Below are 15406 nucleotides of genomic sequence, written 5' to 3'. Positions count from 1 at the left end.
TGAACTGTAACCTCGATCGATGATACGCCACCGAAAGAAAGCGTGGGGGCGAATCAGCGTATCACGATCGAGCAGATGCGCCATTCAGTCGTCGTCGCTCGCCCGCAGTCGAGCCGGAATCGAACCGGGCACCTCCTCCGGCATCGAGACGTCCCGCAGCGCGAACCGCTTGGCCACCATGTCGTAGCAGAAGATTAGCGTGCCGACGATGATCAGCGTGTCTCCGGGGAGGCGTGCCCAGAAGAGGAACTGGATCAGGTCACGCTCGTAGAAGGCCAGACTTCGCGCGGCGTCGTAGTTCTCCGTGAACGCGGTCTCGAGCTGGACGAAGCCCACGGGGAGCACGGAGACGAAGACCATCACCGCGAGCCCGATATTCCAGCACCAGAACGCCCAGCGGAGCCGGCGCTCGCTCCAGAGATCGGGCTTGGTCGCGATCCGGAGCATGTAGGTGGCCATCCCGAGCGCGAGGAAGCCGAAAGCGCCGAACATCGCCGCGTGGGCGTGGCCGACGGTGAGGTAGGTGCCGTGCTCGTAGTAGTTGATGATCGGGAGGTTGATGAAGAAGCCCAGCACGCCGGCGCCGACGAAGTTCCAGAAGCCAGAGGCGATGATGAACGTGAACGGCAGCGTGTAGGCGAACTCCTCGCCGGTGGCCATCGCGCGGTACTCGTTGATCGCCTCGAAGAGGATCAGAATGAGCGGGATGAGCTCCAGCGTGGAGAAGACGGAGCCAAGTGGGATCCAGACGTCGGGCTGGCCGACCCACCAGTAGTGGTGGGAGGCGCCGATGATTCCAGAGCCCATGACGAACAGCGCCTGGAAGGCGACGGCTTTCTCCGCGGAGCGCTTGCGAAGCAGGCCCATCGAGACGAGCGTGAGCCCGATGACGGAGACGATGAAGAACTCGAAGGCGCCCTCGACCCACATGTGGACGACCCACCAGCGCCAGAACTCCGTCATCACGATGTTCGTCTCGGGCGTGTAGAACATCCCGGCGACGAACAGCAGGCCGATCGACCCGCCCGCGTAGATGATCATGTGTGCGAGGCCGTAGCGGGACTCCCGGCGGAGCAGCGGCCGGAATCCGCGTGCGACCAGCACCGTCCAGATGACGAACCCGAGGAGAAGGCCGACCTGCCAGAGCCGCCCGACTTCGAGATACTCGAGCCCCTCGTTGCCGATGATCCACCAGAGTTCGCCGTCGACGTAGCCGTTCGCGCCGAGCCAGACGCCGGCGAGGCCACCGACCGCCGCGACGACGAGCGCGACGAGCAGCACGTGGACGTACCGGTGCTGACCGTCGGGCTCGTGGCCGGTGAGCAGTGGCGGGAGGAACAGTCCCGCGGCCAGCCACAGCGTTGCGATCCAGAGGATCCCGAGATCGAGGTGGAACGTTTTCGCGATCGCGAACGGCAGGATCTGCAGGATGTGGGTGCCGAAGATCTCCTCGATGCCGAAGAAGCCGGCACGTTCGATGTAGAAGTGAGCGAGTAGCCCGCCCAGCAGTACCTGGGCGGCGAACAACCCGGCGGCGACGGGGAGGAATCTGGTCGCTGCGCGCTGGCTCGGGGTGAGCGCGATCTCGTCGGGCTCGGGCACTTCGACGGCTCGCACCTGAGGTTCGGGGAGCTCGACGGCCTTGTAGAGCCAGACGCCGATGCCAACGCCAGCGACGAGCAGAACCATGCTGATGACGCTCCAGATCATCGTGTCGCCGGTCGGCGTGTTTCCGGCGAGCGGTGCGTAGGGCCAGTTGTTCGTGTAGGAGCTGTCGGAGCCCGGCCGATCGGTCGAGGCGATCAGCGCCGTCCACAGCGCGAAGTCCGCGAACTCGCGAGCGTCGCTCTCCGAATCGATCATCCCCTCGGGGACGCCCCGTTCGTGGTCGCCCTCGTGGTAGCGCTCGACGTAGACGTTCTGGACCTGCTCGTGCGCGTAGACCTCGGCCTCGGTGTACTGGAGCGTCCCGCCGGTCCCCGACCGATCGAGGTCGGTCTCGACGAGCGAGTCCACGCTCGCCTGTTCGGGCGGATCGAGATTATCGTAGTCCGCCCCGTAGCGCTCGTCGGCGTAGTACTCTTGCATGAACTGGGTCTTCAGATCGAGCGCGTCGGCTGTGTAGTCCTCGCCGTAGTACGCGCCGTTGCCGAGGATCGACCCGTGGTTCATCAGACCGTTCTTCTGGAACGCGATCTTGCCGTCCTGGACCGACTCCTGGGTCATGACCGTCTCGCCCTCGGGCCCCTCGACTGCGTCGGGGATCGGCGGCGTCTGCTGGTAGGAGTACAGCGCTCCACCAGCCATGACGATCAGATTGACGACGAACACGACTGCCAGGAGTGTGGCGATCGTCGACCGAGTGATCTCCATACCGCCCGCTTCGAAGAATACCTACTTCAAGATAATCCCGGCCGCTACGGGCTGAAACGATCCCCGATCGTGTTCGGCTCCGCGACGTCGCGACCGTCGCCTGCCGATTCCGCCCGCCCCTTGCCGATACCGACCGAACCCTGCAAAAACGCTTTCCGCTGGCTGCCGTAGGAGCTATCATGGCACGAACGGCGATCCAGCTGTACACCCTCCGCGACGTCGACGGCTCGCTCGAAGATCTCCTCGAGATGGTCGCTGCCTCCGGTTTCGAGGCCGTCGAGTTCGCCGGGCGGGAGACCGAGCACGAACCCGACGACGTCGCGTCGATGCTCAGCCGAAACGGGCTCGACGTCGCAGCAGCCCACGTCGGCATCGACGATCTGGAGTCCGACGCCGTCGCGCTCGCGGAGCGATACGAGGCCATGGGCTGTACGGATCTGATCTGCCCCGGCGTGGGACCTGAGTACTTCCAGAGCCAGGAGGGCGTCGCGGGCGTCGCGACCCGGCTCCAGGCCGTCGCCGAGGAGCTCGAAGACACGAACTGTACGCTCCACTACCACACCCACGATCAGGAGTTCCAGTCGATCGAGGGCGGCCTCGCCTTCGAGGCGTTCCTCGCCGCGACGGAGATCGGGATCGAACTCGACGTCGGCCACGCGCTCCGGGCTGGCGAGGATCCCGCCGAGTGGCTTCGCCGGCTCGATGGACGCGCTGAGTTTGTCCACTTCGCGGACGTCGACGTCGAATCGGACGCCTCCGTGCCGCTCGGGGCGGGCGACGTCGACCTCGAAGCCTGCGCTGACGCCGCCGCCTCGATCGGCGCGGACTGGTACGTCTACGAGTACGAGGGCGATGAACCGCTGGATACCCTGGACGACGCTGCGCAGTATCTGCTCAATCTGAAGTAGTCCGCAAAAGACCGCTGACTGCCACGAACCGATCGGTCCCGCCGACGGTCGTCAGTCCTCACAGCAGCCGCCCGCCGTCTGTCCGAAGTCCACGTCGAGCGGCTCGGAGATCGCGTCGTTGATCGCCTCGAGTCGACCGTTCAGTGCGGCTTCGGCCTCGAGATACTCCTCCATCACGGGGAGGTCGTGCAGCTCCGCCTGGGCGGACTGGAGCGCCTGCAGATCGGCCTGGTCTGCTTCGCCGATCTGGCGAGCGAGCATGAACTCCTCCCGGAGCTGCTCGACCTCGGCGATGCGTTCCTGGGCGTCCTCGTGGTTCTCGACGGCTGTTTTCGCGGACTCGTATCGCTCGTACTCGGGGAGGCTGGTGATCGCCTCGCCGAGCTCTTGGCCGAGTCGCTCGACGGTCTCGGAGACGCCGGCGTCCGCTTCGATGTCCGCGTCGATGCTCATGCGATCGCCTTGCCGACGAGCGCGTTTCAAGCTGCCGGAACGCTGTAAATGGGCCGGTACGCCCCCGACAGTGGGGACGACGAGGACGCGCTCGTCGGCTGATCCTCTCCGCGAGCGGCACAGCTACACTGTCGCCATCTCGCAGAAACTGACAAGACTTAACCGAACCCACGGCCAACGCCGCCCATGGCCAGATTCGAGCAAGCGGAGGATCGGCTCCTCAACAAGTCGATCTGCATGCGGTGCAACGCCCGGAACGCAAAGGAAGCGGATCGCTGCCGGAAGTGCGGCCACGGCAGCCTTCGACCGAAGGCCCGCGAGTCGCGTTCGGCCTGATCCACGCTCCTCTCTATCCGTCGCTACCCTCGCAGAGTCGAATCGCCGCGCTCTGCTTTCTCACTCCGAATCTCACTCCTCTCTCAGTCGTACTCCTCTCTCTCTCTCTCTCAGTCGTACTTCGGCTCCCGTCGCTCCGCTCGTCCGAGTGCCGTCTCCACGACGTCGCGGACGTCGCCGTGGAACTCGGCGCCGTGGCCGGCGTACATGTGTTCGACCGACGCAGGCATGCGATCCAGCAGCCGTTCGATCGAGTCGATCAGCGTCTCGCGTGACTGCCCGGCCATGTCGGTCCGGCCGAAGCTACCGTAGTCGAACGCGCCGTCGTCGTGGACGACGACGTCGCCGGAGAACAGCGTCGTCTCGCTGACGACGGAGAGGTGGTCGTCGGCGTGCCCCGGGGTCAGCACCGCTTCGAAGCGCTCGTCGCCGATCTGCACCTCGTCGCCGTCGTCGAGCGCCTTCGTCCGGCGGGGATGCTCGGCGCAGGCGTAGAGATCAGCGTCGAAGGCGTCGAGCACGGCGTCGAGCTGTTCGACGTGGTCCCCGTGCTGGTGGGTGAGCACGACGGCGTCGAGGTCGTCGGTGTACTCGGCGATCACGTTCTCGACCCCGTCCATCGCCCCGGCGTCGACGAGAACTGTTCGCTCGCCGGTGACGAGGTAGGCGTTGCAGGTGAACGTCTCCGCGTCGGCGGTGACGGTGTGAACCTCCATGTGCCGGGTTCGGTCCGCTGGCGGGAAAAGCTACGGCTCGGGGAGCCTGGCGCATCGTGTCGGAACCGCTTTACGCCCGACGGACCTTCGAATCGTATGGAATACGAAGCTAGCCTCGACCGGGCATACGACGACCTCCCGGAGCTCGGTACGGAGGAAGCACGCCTCGACGTCCCCGACCCTGCGCTCGAAACGGACGGCGCGTTCGTTCGTTTCACCAACATCGAACAGGTCGCCGACGCTCTCGACCGCGATCCCGATCACCTCCACCGCCACATTCAGGGCGACCTTGGGACCTCCGGAACCTTCGAAGGTGGCCAGGCGCGCTACAGTGGTTCCTTCACTCGAGCGGACTTCGAGAACTCCCTCGACGAGTACGTCGCGGAGTTCGTCACCTGCTCTGAGTGTGGCCTCCCCGACACCCGCCTCGTCAAGGAGAACCGCACGCAGATGCTGCGCTGTACCGCCTGTGGCGCCTTCCGGCCGATCTCCAAGCGCTCGACGGCCAGCTCTGGCCAGCAACAGGAGACCGTCGAAGAGGGAGGCACCTACGAGGTCGAGATCACCGGCACCGGTCGCAAGGGCGACGGCGTCGCCAACCGGGGCAAGTACACTATCTTCGTCGCGGGCGCCCGCGAGGGCGAAACCGTCCAGGCGTACATCAAGTCGACGTCCGGCGACCTCGCCTTCGCGCGGAAGGCCTGAACGCGCGGCGTCTCTCCCTCGTTTTCCCTTTCCTCACGTTTCTCCTCTTCTCGATCTACTGTTCGTCTCTAACTCTTCTTCCGCAGCATCTCCTTCATCTACCACTGCTTCCTCGGCCGCTGCTCTCTCGGCGTCTATTCCCGTCTCCTGCCTCGCCGACTGGCCAAACTGTTTCACGATCCGCTACGTAGCCCTAGCTATGGAAACCAGACCGCTCGGCGAAACCGGCCAGGAATCGAGCGTCCTGACCTTCGGCGCGATCGCGCTGAACTTCCTCGAACAGGACGAGGCCGACGAGATGATGCAGGACGTGCTCGACGCTGGCGTCAACCACGTCGACGTCGCGCCGACCTACGGCGACGCCGAACTGAAACTAGCTCCGACACTCGATGACCACCGCGAGGATATCTTCCTCGGCTGCAAGACTCAGGAGCGCACCTACTACGGCGCGTGGGGCGAGCTCCACCGTTCGCTCGATCGCCTGGGCGTCGACAAGATAGACCTCTACCAGTTTCACGCCGTCACGAGCTACGACGAACTTCGCGCCATCACCGGCGAGTACAGCCCGGAGATGGCCCAGGGTGACCACGATCCCGGCGCGCTCCAGGCGTTCGTGGAGGCGAAGGAGGCGGGCCTCATCGATCACATCGGCCTTACGAGCCACGGCGACCCCGCCCTGATCCGCTCCGCGATCGACCGAATGCCCGAACTCGAGACCGTGATGTTCCCCTACAACTACACGCTTGCCGGGAAGGAGGGCCCGGAGTACGACTACGACGCAGTCCTCGAGAAGGCCCACGAGGAGGGACTCGGCACCCTCTGCATCAAGGGGTTCGCGAAGGGCCCCTGGCCCGACGATCTGCCCGAGGACGAGCGCCCCTACGACACCTGGTACGAGCCATTCGACGACCCCGCGGATCTCGAGGAGTGTCTCCGTTTCTCGCTCTCGAACGGCATGACGACGATCCCGAACGCCGGCGATCCGAAGCTCGTTCCGGCGATTCTGGAGGCCGCCCAGAACTACGAAGCGCTCGACGCCGACGCCCAGGACGAACTGCGCGAGCAGGGTGCGAGCGGCGAGTCGCCAGTTCCGACGACCTACATCGAGTAACGGATCTGGCAGCCGAGCCCCTGCGGTCTATTCTCGAGTCACGGATTCGTCGGCCGGCACGTTCACAGATCTGCCGGCCAGCCCTCGTCCAGCGCGACCGGCACCGAGCGCTTCGCGACGTCGCCTGCGAACGCTGCCGACTCCGATCGGAGCGCGTCGAACGTGTTGTAGTGGATCGGCAGGACGAGCCCCGGGGTTAGCTCGCCCGCGAGCTCGGCCGCCTCGTGGCGATCCATCGTGAACGAGCGTGCGATCGAGGGGAGGAACACGTCCACGTCGAGGGACCGCTGCTCGGGGACGACGTCCGAATCGCCGGTCCAGAAACACCGCGTCCCGTCGAGCGTGACGACGTAGCCACAGCCGAATTCGTAGGGATGGAGCACGTCGACGGACTCGTCAGCCTCCGGGCCGTCAGGGAGATTGTACGCAGGAACGGCCTCGACTGTGACGCCTGCAATCTCCAGCGTATCGCCGTACCCGACGCGCTCGACGTCGTAGGGCAGTTCCTCCGGTTCGACGACGTCCCGATCGCTGTTGGCCGCGACACCCGCTGCCGAGACCGCCTCGTAGACGACCACCGTCGCGTCGTTGCTCGCGACGCGGTCGATGGCGTCGTCGGAGTAGTGGTGGTCGTGCGTGACGACGATTACGTCGCCGTCCTGGGGAGCGATCGCTGGCCCGCTCGGGTGATCGTCGGCGCTGGCCCGTTCCGGGTACTGCTCGGACCAGCTGCCGTCGAGCACACCGTAGCGACCAGGATCGGTGTACACCACCGTCCCGTCGCGGGATTCGATCCGCGCTGTGGCGTAGCCGAGCCAGTCGAGCCGGAGTCCGTCGTAGCGTACTGTCACTGCCCGAACAGAGAGCGCCACGCCGGGAAAATCCAGCCCTTTCGGCAACGCGGTCACCGGGGAGGTATTTTTGGCCGCCGATCCCTACCACCGGCCATGCCCGGCCAGGTTCACGACACGTACGTCGCCGCGATCCAGCACGATCTCGTGGACCTCCCCGACGATGCACGACGGATCGGCGTCGTTCGCCGGCCGACCTCCTGGTTCCACGGTGCCGTCGACGAGAACGTACCCGCGCTCGGCCCACCCGAGGACCTGCTGGAGGAAGCCACACAGCGCGAGGAGGATCTGAAGATGCAGGGGATCTGTGACGACGACGCCCAGAACGTGGCCTGGGACGAGGTGGATTTCGGGACGCGGTATCGGGAGTATCTGGCGACGGAGGCGGGGTCCGCGGCGGTGGACGGACTGGTGGAGCGGCTTCGCGAGGGGGAGGATCTGGTCCTCGTCTGCTTCGAGAACACAGAGAAGAAGCGCTGTCACCGGACGATCCTGCGCGAGGTGCTGGAGGAGCGACTGTCTTGAGATGGGAATCCCGCCGTGAGAAACTGTCGAGGGTAGTGTTGTGACGGGAACAGTATTTTAACCGATAGCGCACCTACGTCGGTCCATGGCGCAGGCTGCGCGGCGTATCGTAACCGAGTTCCACGACGAGCCACATCTGGAAGGGCGTCGTGTGACGGTACGGCGACTTCAGGGGCTCGTCGAGGGGACAGGACAGCCCGCTAGCGAGGTGGCTGCGGAGTTCGATCTCTCGGTTGCCGACGTATACGCTGCGCTCCAGTACTACCACACGCACCCCGACGAGATGGCCGCAGCGGAGGAACGTCGCGCCAAGAGTGAGGAATCTGCACGGCAGGCAGGAGCAAAGACGGTCGCCGAGCTACGGCAGGAACGCGACGAGGAGTTGGATGACGTATCGAATTCTGGTTGACGAGAACACCTCCCCAGGCGTCGCGGAACTGCTCCGAGCGGACGGGCACGACGCGATTCACGTCACCGATGCGCTGGAACCTGGTGTCACGGATCGACGTATACTGGACTACGCAGTCGATGTGGACGCAGTCCTGCTCACCCACGACGACGATTTCTTGCGTGCCCATAGCCCGGAACCCGTCTCAATCCTCTACTATGCGGACGATACAATGGCAGTTTCAGAAATCGTGACGCAAGTTCGGCGAGTAATCCAGTACGTTCCGGATCCACAGAACCTCCCAACGGTTACGAGTCTCGGTGGGTGGTAGCGGGGCATCCTGTCGATAGGCGTTCTCCGTGCTCGCTTCACGTTCGGGTTCCAGCGCGAACTCACCCCCGCGGATCGCCGAGGCGAAAACCTCCAAGTCCCTGGACCGAATCTGTCGTCGTGTAATGGAATACGTACGACTCGGAGAGACTGGACTGCAGGTCTCGCCGCTCTGTCTGGGCACCTGGCGATTCGGTGAGGAGTCCGGCGGCGTGGTCGAGACGGATCGCGAACAGGCCCACGAACTACTGGACGCCTTCGCCGACCACGGCGGGAACTTCATCGACACAGCAAACGGCTACGGTGGCGGCGATTCCGAACGCTGGATCGGCGAGTGGCTCGAGGACAAGGATCGCGAGGAGTTCGTGATCGCCTCGAAATGTTACTGGTCACAGGTCTCGCGGTTCCAGGAGAACCTCTCCCGGAAGAACGTCCGCGCCGAGGTCGAGGGGAGCCTCGATCGCCTCGGCACGGACTACCTCGACGTTCTCTACCTCCACCGGTTCGACGACGACACGCCGATCGAACGGACGCTCCGGACGATCGACGACCTCGTCTCGGAGGGGAAGGTCCACCACGTCGGCCTCTCGACGGCCGACGCCTGGAAGCTCACGAAGGGGCTCTGGAAAGCCGACGTCAACAACTACGAGGCGTTCACCGTCACGCAGCCGATGTTCCACGCCGCGTACAAGGAAGACGTCGCGGACTATCTCGACGTCTGCGCCGACCAGGATCTCGCGGTCTGCCCCTACTCGCCGCTGGGTGGTGGGTTCCTCACCGGGAAGTACGAGCGCGTCGGCGACGGCACCTACGACGTGGAAGCGCCCGACGGCTCCCGCGGCGCACTCACCGACGTCTTCGAGGACTGGTACGTTTCCGAGCGCGGCTGGCACGTCCTCGACGCGATCCGCGCGGTCGCCGACGAGGAGGACGCGACGCCGGCACAGGTCGCGCTCGCCTGGCTGATGGCCCAGGACGAGTTCACCTGCGTCCCGATCGTTGGCGCCCGAACGACTGACCAGCTCGACGAGAACGTCGGCGCCGTCGAGGTCGAACTCTCCGAGACGCAGTTCGCACGCATCGACGAGGCACGCTACGACGAGGACGGCGCGGTCTACGAGAGCGACGCCTGAGTTGCGCTGCGCTCGGGCAACACCCTTCGCCGCCGCTCCGGGCCCAGACTATTAGCGCTATTTGTCCTAGCGCTGCCGTTTCTATCCCACACTCCCTCTGGTGTCGTGTATGCAGCGACGAACCTACGTAGCTGGCATCGGCAGTGTACTGGCAGCGGGAGTCGCGGGCTGTTCGGCTCTCGGGTCGGACGACGATGACGAGGAGCCAGCGGGCAACTCGACTGACCCGAACTCTAGCGACGGCAGTTCGAGTGACGGGGACTCGAGCGACGGCAACGATGGTGACGGGAACGGCGACGAGCCAACTGCCGAATTCGTCAACGGCTCTTTCGAGTCCGGCCTCGAGGGCTGGACCGTCGGCACGGACCTTCCGACCGTCCCCGGCAAGGAGTCCGGCACCGTCGACCATGGCGTTTCGATCCGGAACGGACCGGCAGCCGACGGCGACGCCGCCGTGCAGTTCTACATCTCGGGGGTCGCCGACGACGGGACGATCTGGGTCGAACAGCAGGTCGACTTCTCCGGCGTCTCCGCCGTCGAGGTCGCCGCCTACAGCGAGCAGACGTCGTTCAACGAGATCGCGATGCTCGCCTTTTTCGCGGGCGAGAAACCGGAGGGCGGGCTGACGGAGGACGCCTTCGACCGAGAGAAACACGTCGAGGACCACGATGGGTGGAAGACCTACACGTACGACGTCTCTGAGATCGAGGGCGTCGGCACTCTCGCCGTCGGCATGAACGTCATCTGGGAAACCGAGGTCCGCCGGCTGTTCGACGACGTCCGGCTGGTCAGCGCAGACGACTGAGTACTGGCTGTTCCACCCCCGCACTGACACCTGACGACAGACCCACGTTGTAGCTGCGGTGGTTAGCGGCTGCGTGCCATCGACGGACCGCTTCGACGACGCAGGGTCTGAGATCACACTCGCAGCGAGCGGAATACCACCGAAACCGTTTTGTTCCGCCTCTGAGTTCCCGAACGAACATGATTCTGGGTATCGTGGCGGGGTTCGTCGGGCTCGTCCTGGTCGTGCTGTTGGCCGCGTACGTCGTCAGCATCTACAATCAGCTCGTCAGCCTCCGCGAGCGCGTCGACCAGGCGAAACAGAACATCGACGTACTGTTGAAACAGCGCCAGGACGAACTGCGGAAGCTCATCGACGCCGCCAAGGAGTTCATGGACCACGAGGAGCAGGTCCTGACCCAACTCACCGAGGCGCGCGAGGCTGCCGAGCAGGCCGAATCGCCCGCCGAGCAGGCCGCAGCAGACCAGCAGGTCCGCCAGGCGATGCTCGACTTCGAGGCCCGCGCCGAGGCCTACCCCGAGCTCCGCTCGCAGACGAACATGCTCCAGTTCCAGGAGCGCATCTCCGAGATCGAGTCCCAGATCGCGGACCGCCGGGAGTTTTACAACGAGGCCGTCACGCAGAACAACACCCGGATCGCGCAGTTTCCCTACGTGCTCGTCGCTCGCCAGTTCGGGTTCGAGGAGCGCGAGCTCTTCGAGGCCACCGCGGCGGAGACGGCGGACGTCGACGTCGGGTCGGCATTCGACGACAACTGAGGATGGTCCCGACGATCTCATCGCTGGCGCCGGCGATCGACGCGAGCGCCGCGGCCGCGTGGCTGCTCCAGTCAGGCTCCAGCGGCGACAGCGGCGAACTGTTCGTCTTCCTCCTGATCGGGTTCTTCGGTGGCCTCTACCTCGTCTACGACGGCTTCGGTACCTGGCAGCTCTCCCGGCTCGTCCAGGACACGCCGACCTCGCGGGTCCGGTCGATGTCCGTCGGGCGCGTCGAACTCGAAGGGATCGCACGCACCCACGAGGACAGCGTCACCCCACCGCTGGCCGACGAGGAGTGCGTCTACGTTGACTGGGAGGCCGAGAAGCGCGAGCGCCGCGTCGACGACGACGGCGACGTCCACTACGAGTGGGTGACGACCGCCCGTGGCACACGCGCGCTGGCCTTCGAGCTCGACGACGACACCGGCTCGGTTCTCGTTCGTGGCGATCGGGACGACCCGGAGTTCGACCTCAACGAGGAAGGCAACCGCCGTACGCAGACGTACGGCAGCGGCGAGCCAGCGCCCGAGGACGTCCGGCGATTCGTGTCGGCGAAGGGCGATCCCTCGGCTACCGGGGCGAGGGACCGATCTGCCGACGAGGCGGAGACCGACGGACTCCTCGACGATATCACCGGGTTCGCTGCCGATCTCGCGACCGACTCGCTCGACGATACCAGCAACAGGCGACGGTACAGCGAAACCGTCCTTCCGCTCGGCCGTCACGTGTACGTCTTCGGTAGCGCCGACTCTCGCGAGGACGCACGGATGGAGACCTCGGAAGCGGACCTGCTGGAGATCCGCCGCGATCCCGGAACCGACGAGTTCCTGATCTCCGACTCGACGGAGGGACGGCTGCAGGAGAGCTACGGCCGATGGGGCCCGATCGAGGCGATCGTCGGACTCGCGATCAGTGCCGCATCGCTGTTCGTCCTCCTCAACACGTACCAGCTCCACGAACTGCTGGGCTGAGACGCGCGCTACAGCAACAGCGTGAGGATGGCGAGGACGACGAAGATGATCACCAGCCACTTCGCGATCGCCATCGAGACGCCAGCGACGTTCCCCGCTCCCAGCACCGCAGCGACGATTGCGAGGACGAAAAACAGGATCGCGTACTCGAGGAAATCGCCGGTGAGCTGTGCTGGAACCGCGTCGAACGCGATCGCCTGTATCGTGGCCGGGAGGGTCAGGGCCATGCCGACGGCTTCGCAGTGGAGTCCTTTAGTTACAGAGGCCGTTCGAGTGGCGGTTCGGTGGCGGTCTCTGCGCCACACCGCCGGCTAGCGGTTGCCTACTCGCCGTCGGCGTCGATCGCACGCTGGAACGACGCGGTGGCGTCCCGCCATGCCTCGATCAGCTCGTCGTCGGCCTCGCTGTCCCAGGGATCGACGTCGTCGTGCTCGTCGAGCCACTCGACGGTCCGCCGGACGCCCTCTTCGAAGCCGATGGTGTACTCGAAGCCGAGGTCGCGGCGGGCTTTCGCGTTGTCGAACACCGTCGAGAACCGGAAGTGGTCCATGAGCATGTCCGTGCGGTCCGGCATGGCCGCTCGGAGCTGATCGACGGGAACGTGGACGAGATCGGGCTCGGGCGCGTCGATTGCGGCGGCGACGGTCTCGTGGTACTGATTCCAGGTGATGACCTCCTCGCTGGTGACGTGGTAGGCCTCGCCGTAGGCGTCGGCGTTGCCCACGGCACCGACGAACGCCCCGGCGACGTCGTCGCGGTGGCAGGGGCCCCACAGCGACTGGCCGGAGCCGTGGACGAGAATCGGCTTGCCCTTCCGAATCCGGTCGACGTAGTACGTGCCGACGCCGAGGCTGTGGAGGACGGGGCCGCCCTCTCCGTAGGTGCTCCAGGGGCGGATCACGGTCGTCGAAAAGGCGCCGTCCTCGTGGGCCTCCATGAAGACGTCCTCCGCGGCAGCCTTGTTGGCGCCGTACTCGCTGACGGCGGGCTCGCGCGGTGCGTCCTCCTGGACGGGGTTGGTCGCAAGCGGGCGATGGTAGACGTCGACGGTCGAGCAGAAGACGTACTGCTCGACGTCGCCGCCGAAGACGTCGACGGCCTCCCGGGCGGTGTCGGGATCGAAGAGGATCATATCGATCACGACGTCGGGATCGATCTCGTCGCGGGCCATCGCGAGCTCGTCGGGATTCGAGCGATCGCCGTGGACGAACTCGACGGTTTCGGGGACCTGCGCGTCGCTCTCGCCGCGGGTGAAACACGCCACGTCGTGCTCGGACTCCACGAGCTGGCGCGTGATGCCGGTGCTGATGAGCCCGGTGCCACCGAGGAGAAGTACCTGCATAACCGTTGGCGGATCGCACGCTACAAAACACCCGCGCCCCCGGCAGTGTAGCCGCAGCAAGTGGAAGCGGGAAAGAAAGCCAGTCGCTCGTGGATCGAACGTACGGAAAGGGGCAGGCGCGGAGTGGGCCGGGACGATGTCAGTTGCCGTCCGGGAGCGGCAACGTGACGGGTGCGAGCGCCTCGCGTTTGCTGCCGGTTCGACGTGAAAAGCGCCGTGTACCGGCATTTACAGGTAGTGCCTCTCGATACTTAAAGGGTGGCACCGGAACGGGTGCCAGTAGCGTCAATACCGGTGCAACTACTGCCGAGCGGCGCCGTTCCCGTCGCAAAACGGGCCAGTTTACCGTCCGCCGTGTGTCCTCTGCCGTTCACTGTCCGCTGTGTGCCCCTCTCCCGTTTGCCATCTGTGCTCACCGTCGGCTACGATCTGCGATCGTCCAGTACCGGGAACTCCTCTCGAACCTCGGCCACCCGCTCCGGATCGACGGACGCGGTGACGATCGTCGGTTCGGGTCCGGCGGCCGCGATCGGCGTTCCCCACGGGTCGTACACCGTCGAGCGGCCGACGAGTTCGGGTGCCTCGCGGTCGACACCCGCACCGTTGACTGCCGCAACGTAGAGCTGGTTCTCGATCGCGCGGGCCCGCGGGAGCGTCTTCCAGTGCTCGACGCGGGGCTGGGGCCACGCAGAGGGGACGAGTACAAGCTCCGCTCCGGCGTCGACCAGTTCGCGGTAGCGTTCGGGGAACCGCAGATCGTAGCAGGTCGTGACGCCGATCTCCATCCCGGCGACTGCCGCAGTCTCGAGCCGCTCGCCAGCCACCAGGAGCTCGGCCTCCTGTGACTCGTAGCCGAAGAGGTGGTGTTTGCGGTAGACGAGCCGGCGCTCGCCCGCCGAATCGAGGAGAACCGCGGTGTTTGCGAGCCCCGACTCCGCCGGCGTCGGAGCCGCCGTCTCCGCGGCGGTGGCGCTCAGGTCCTCGACGATCGTTCCGGCGAGCACCGCCACGTCGTGCTCCTGGGCGGCCTCGGCGAGCGTTCCGATCGTCGGCCCGTCGACCGATTCGGCGGCTCGCTCGTAGGCCTCGAAGGCAAAATAGCCGAGATTGAATATCTCCGGGAGCGCGACGAGATCGGCGCCCCGGGTTGCCGCGGTTTCGACGGCCTCCACGGCCCGATCGACGTTCGCGTCGACGGCCCCGTCCTCGATCGCGAGCTGTGCGAGCGCGAGCTTCATGACTCGGCCCACCGGCCACGCGCCCAGATCGCACCGCGATGTATCGAGCGCCGTTGCACAGTTGACGGTCGTCGCGGAGCAGCCAAAGACGTTCCGGCGCTCCGGCTAGTCGCCGGGAGAACGACTCTCGTAGCGACGGAACGTTGAAGTAGCGCTCAGTCCTCGTCTCCGGCAGTTCCGATGCCCGCCGTGCTGTAATCCGGCCTGGATAAAGCAGGCCCACGATCGGTCGCCTCGACCGACAGCAGCGGCGACGCGGCGCGACCGACCGTTCCGACCGACGGCGACACCCGATGGTTCCGACCGACGGCGCCACGTGCCCGGTCGGTTCGCTGGCCTGCCTCTCCTTTCTGATCCACGTACGGCGAATCGCCAGAGCAGCCGACGAACCACAGCCGGAGCTGCAGACGCACCATCGCCAGAGTCGCCCTCCCACCGATCTCCATCGAATGCGCACGTCCGA

The 15406-nt window shown here is 65.7% G+C and carries 20 protein-coding genes; 11 read left to right on the top strand and 9 right to left on the bottom strand.

Translation table 11 applies throughout. The annotated features are described in order from the left end of the window. Positions 1-84 precede the first annotated feature (84 nt). Positions 85-2373, bottom strand: coding sequence for a nitric-oxide reductase large subunit (locus MXF70_RS01245; RefSeq protein ID WP_248516772.1), 2289 nt, complete (start codon positions 2371-2373; stop codon positions 85-87). A gap of 179 nt (positions 2374-2552) precedes the next feature. Here MXF70_RS01245 and MXF70_RS01240 point away from each other — a divergent pair, with 179 nt between their 5' ends. Beyond that, positions 2553-3281 (top strand): sugar phosphate isomerase/epimerase family protein, encoded by a 729-nt coding sequence (locus tag MXF70_RS01240; RefSeq protein WP_248516771.1) that lies wholly within the window; start codon positions 2553-2555, stop codon positions 3279-3281. A 51-nt stretch (positions 3282-3332) separates the two neighbouring features. Here MXF70_RS01240 and MXF70_RS01235 read toward each other — a convergent pair whose 3' ends face one another. Then, positions 3333-3734 carry a YlbF/YmcA family competence regulator gene (locus tag MXF70_RS01235; RefSeq protein WP_248516770.1) on the bottom strand — a complete coding sequence of 134 codons (402 nt, stop codon included), beginning with the start codon at positions 3732-3734 and terminating at the stop codon, positions 3333-3335. Between the two features lie 186 nt (positions 3735-3920). On the opposite strand from MXF70_RS01235, the gene MXF70_RS01230 reads away from it, so the two are divergent. After that, on the top strand, positions 3921-4070 hold the full coding sequence (locus MXF70_RS01230) for a 50S ribosomal protein L40e (RefSeq protein WP_248516769.1): 150 nt from the start codon (positions 3921-3923) through the stop codon (positions 4068-4070). 110 nt (positions 4071-4180) lie between these two features. Here the strand turns inward: MXF70_RS01230 and MXF70_RS01225 are convergent, their stop codons facing one another. Continuing rightward, positions 4181-4786 (bottom strand): MBL fold metallo-hydrolase, encoded by a 606-nt coding sequence (locus MXF70_RS01225; protein ID WP_248516768.1) that lies wholly within the window; start codon positions 4784-4786, stop codon positions 4181-4183. 96 nt (positions 4787-4882) lie between these two features. Here MXF70_RS01225 and MXF70_RS01220 point away from each other — a divergent pair, with 96 nt between their 5' ends. Continuing rightward, the gene (locus tag MXF70_RS01220) at positions 4883-5491 is read left to right on the top strand and encodes a translation initiation factor IF-2 subunit beta (protein WP_248516767.1); all 609 of its coding nucleotides are present in this window, start codon (positions 4883-4885) and stop codon (positions 5489-5491) included. Positions 5492-5524: 33 nt separating this feature from the next. On the opposite strand, the gene MXF70_RS01215 is transcribed toward MXF70_RS01220, so the two are convergent. Further along, on the bottom strand, positions 5525-5668 hold the full coding sequence (locus MXF70_RS01215) for a hypothetical protein (protein ID WP_248516766.1): 144 nt from the start codon (positions 5666-5668) through the stop codon (positions 5525-5527). Positions 5669-5690: 22 nt separating this feature from the next. Between MXF70_RS01215 and MXF70_RS01210 the strand changes: the two genes are divergently transcribed. Next, positions 5691-6602, top strand: coding sequence for an aldo/keto reductase (locus MXF70_RS01210; protein ID WP_248516765.1), 912 nt, complete (start codon positions 5691-5693; stop codon positions 6600-6602). A gap of 62 nt (positions 6603-6664) precedes the next feature. On the opposite strand, the gene MXF70_RS01205 is transcribed toward MXF70_RS01210, so the two are convergent. Further along, positions 6665-7453, bottom strand: a complete 789-nt coding sequence (locus MXF70_RS01205) for an MBL fold metallo-hydrolase (protein WP_248516764.1) — start codon at positions 7451-7453, stop codon at positions 6665-6667. A gap of 96 nt (positions 7454-7549) precedes the next feature. On the opposite strand from MXF70_RS01205, the gene MXF70_RS01200 reads away from it, so the two are divergent. From MXF70_RS01200 to MXF70_RS01170, 7 genes are all read left to right on the top strand, one after another. Further along, positions 7550-7978: a DUF488 family protein, N3 subclade gene (locus MXF70_RS01200; RefSeq protein ID WP_248516763.1), complete on the top strand. Its 429-nt coding sequence runs from the start codon at positions 7550-7552 to the stop codon at positions 7976-7978. Between the two features lie 85 nt (positions 7979-8063). Further along, positions 8064-8387, top strand: coding sequence for a DUF433 domain-containing protein (locus MXF70_RS01195; RefSeq protein ID WP_248516762.1), 324 nt, complete (start codon positions 8064-8066; stop codon positions 8385-8387). Next, a complete protein-coding gene (locus MXF70_RS01190) occupies positions 8365-8697 on the top strand; it encodes a DUF5615 family PIN-like protein (protein ID WP_248516761.1) in 333 nt (110 codons plus the stop codon). The genes MXF70_RS01195 and MXF70_RS01190 overlap by 23 nt, the downstream gene beginning before the upstream one ends. Before the next feature lie 124 nt (positions 8698-8821). Next, positions 8822-9829: an aldo/keto reductase gene (locus MXF70_RS01185; protein WP_248516760.1), complete on the top strand. Its 1008-nt coding sequence runs from the start codon at positions 8822-8824 to the stop codon at positions 9827-9829. 109 nt (positions 9830-9938) lie between these two features. Beyond that, complete coding sequence (locus MXF70_RS01180; protein WP_248516759.1) at positions 9939-10634, top strand: hypothetical protein; 696 nt, start codon at positions 9939-9941, stop codon at positions 10632-10634. A gap of 179 nt (positions 10635-10813) precedes the next feature. Further along, complete coding sequence (locus MXF70_RS01175; protein WP_248516758.1) at positions 10814-11392, top strand: LemA family protein; 579 nt, start codon at positions 10814-10816, stop codon at positions 11390-11392. A gap of 2 nt (positions 11393-11394) precedes the next feature. After that, complete coding sequence (locus MXF70_RS01170; protein WP_248516757.1) at positions 11395-12363, top strand: GIDE domain-containing protein; 969 nt, start codon at positions 11395-11397, stop codon at positions 12361-12363. Between the two features lie 8 nt (positions 12364-12371). Here MXF70_RS01170 and MXF70_RS01165 read toward each other — a convergent pair whose 3' ends face one another. From MXF70_RS01165 to MXF70_RS01150, 4 genes are all read right to left on the bottom strand, one after another. Next, complete coding sequence (locus MXF70_RS01165; RefSeq protein WP_248516756.1) at positions 12372-12590, bottom strand: DUF1328 domain-containing protein; 219 nt, start codon at positions 12588-12590, stop codon at positions 12372-12374. A gap of 95 nt (positions 12591-12685) precedes the next feature. After that, positions 12686-13705 (bottom strand): NAD-dependent epimerase/dehydratase family protein, encoded by a 1020-nt coding sequence (locus tag MXF70_RS01160; protein ID WP_248516755.1) that lies wholly within the window; start codon positions 13703-13705, stop codon positions 12686-12688. Positions 13706-14127: 422 nt separating this feature from the next. Next, on the bottom strand, positions 14128-14943 hold the full coding sequence (locus tag MXF70_RS01155; protein ID WP_248516754.1) for a carbon-nitrogen family hydrolase: 816 nt from the start codon (positions 14941-14943) through the stop codon (positions 14128-14130). Positions 14944-15098: 155 nt separating this feature from the next. After that, positions 15099-15389 (bottom strand): hypothetical protein, encoded by a 291-nt coding sequence (locus tag MXF70_RS01150; RefSeq protein WP_248516753.1) that lies wholly within the window; start codon positions 15387-15389, stop codon positions 15099-15101. Between the last annotated feature and the right edge of the window lie 17 nt (positions 15390-15406).

This window comes from Salinarchaeum laminariae, assembly GCF_023204835.1.
In the GTDB taxonomy this organism is placed as follows: Archaea; Halobacteriota; Halobacteria; order Halobacteriales; family Salinarchaeaceae; genus Salinarchaeum; species Salinarchaeum laminariae.
The sequence above is the reverse complement of the archived record's forward strand: the minus strand, read 5'-3'. Positions and strand labels throughout refer to the sequence as shown.

What these genes read in the sequence shown, in the direction of transcription:
- MXF70_RS01245 (WP_248516772.1), bottom strand. Translation starts at nt 2,373, where the DNA reads ATGGAGATCACTCGGTCGACGATCGCCACACTCCTGGCAGTCGTGTTC.
- MXF70_RS01240 (WP_248516771.1), top strand. Translation starts at nt 2,553, where the DNA reads ATGGCACGAACGGCGATCCAGCTGTACACCCTCCGCGACGTCGACGGC.
- MXF70_RS01235 (WP_248516770.1), bottom strand. Translation starts at nt 3,734, where the DNA reads ATGAGCATCGACGCGGACATCGAAGCGGACGCCGGCGTCTCCGAGACC.
- MXF70_RS01230 (WP_248516769.1), top strand. Translation starts at nt 3,921, where the DNA reads ATGGCCAGATTCGAGCAAGCGGAGGATCGGCTCCTCAACAAGTCGATC.
- MXF70_RS01225 (WP_248516768.1), bottom strand. Translation starts at nt 4,786, where the DNA reads ATGGAGGTTCACACCGTCACCGCCGACGCGGAGACGTTCACCTGCAAC.
- MXF70_RS01220 (WP_248516767.1), top strand. Translation starts at nt 4,883, where the DNA reads ATGGAATACGAAGCTAGCCTCGACCGGGCATACGACGACCTCCCGGAG.
- MXF70_RS01210 (WP_248516765.1), top strand. Translation starts at nt 5,691, where the DNA reads ATGGAAACCAGACCGCTCGGCGAAACCGGCCAGGAATCGAGCGTCCTG.
- MXF70_RS01200 (WP_248516763.1), top strand. Translation starts at nt 7,550, where the DNA reads ATGCCCGGCCAGGTTCACGACACGTACGTCGCCGCGATCCAGCACGAT.
- MXF70_RS01195 (WP_248516762.1), top strand. Translation starts at nt 8,064, where the DNA reads ATGGCGCAGGCTGCGCGGCGTATCGTAACCGAGTTCCACGACGAGCCA.
- MXF70_RS01190 (WP_248516761.1), top strand. Translation starts at nt 8,365, where the DNA reads ATGACGTATCGAATTCTGGTTGACGAGAACACCTCCCCAGGCGTCGCG.
- MXF70_RS01185 (WP_248516760.1), top strand. Translation starts at nt 8,822, where the DNA reads ATGGAATACGTACGACTCGGAGAGACTGGACTGCAGGTCTCGCCGCTC.
- MXF70_RS01180 (WP_248516759.1), top strand. Translation starts at nt 9,939, where the DNA reads ATGCAGCGACGAACCTACGTAGCTGGCATCGGCAGTGTACTGGCAGCG.
- MXF70_RS01175 (WP_248516758.1), top strand. Translation starts at nt 10,814, where the DNA reads ATGATTCTGGGTATCGTGGCGGGGTTCGTCGGGCTCGTCCTGGTCGTG.
- MXF70_RS01170 (WP_248516757.1), top strand. Translation starts at nt 11,395, where the DNA reads ATGGTCCCGACGATCTCATCGCTGGCGCCGGCGATCGACGCGAGCGCC.
- MXF70_RS01165 (WP_248516756.1), bottom strand. Translation starts at nt 12,590, where the DNA reads ATGGCCCTGACCCTCCCGGCCACGATACAGGCGATCGCGTTCGACGCG.
- MXF70_RS01160 (WP_248516755.1), bottom strand. Translation starts at nt 13,705, where the DNA reads ATGCAGGTACTTCTCCTCGGTGGCACCGGGCTCATCAGCACCGGCATC.
- MXF70_RS01155 (WP_248516754.1), bottom strand. Translation starts at nt 14,943, where the DNA reads ATGAAGCTCGCGCTCGCACAGCTCGCGATCGAGGACGGGGCCGTCGAC.
- MXF70_RS01150 (WP_248516753.1), bottom strand. Translation starts at nt 15,389, where the DNA reads ATGGAGATCGGTGGGAGGGCGACTCTGGCGATGGTGCGTCTGCAGCTC.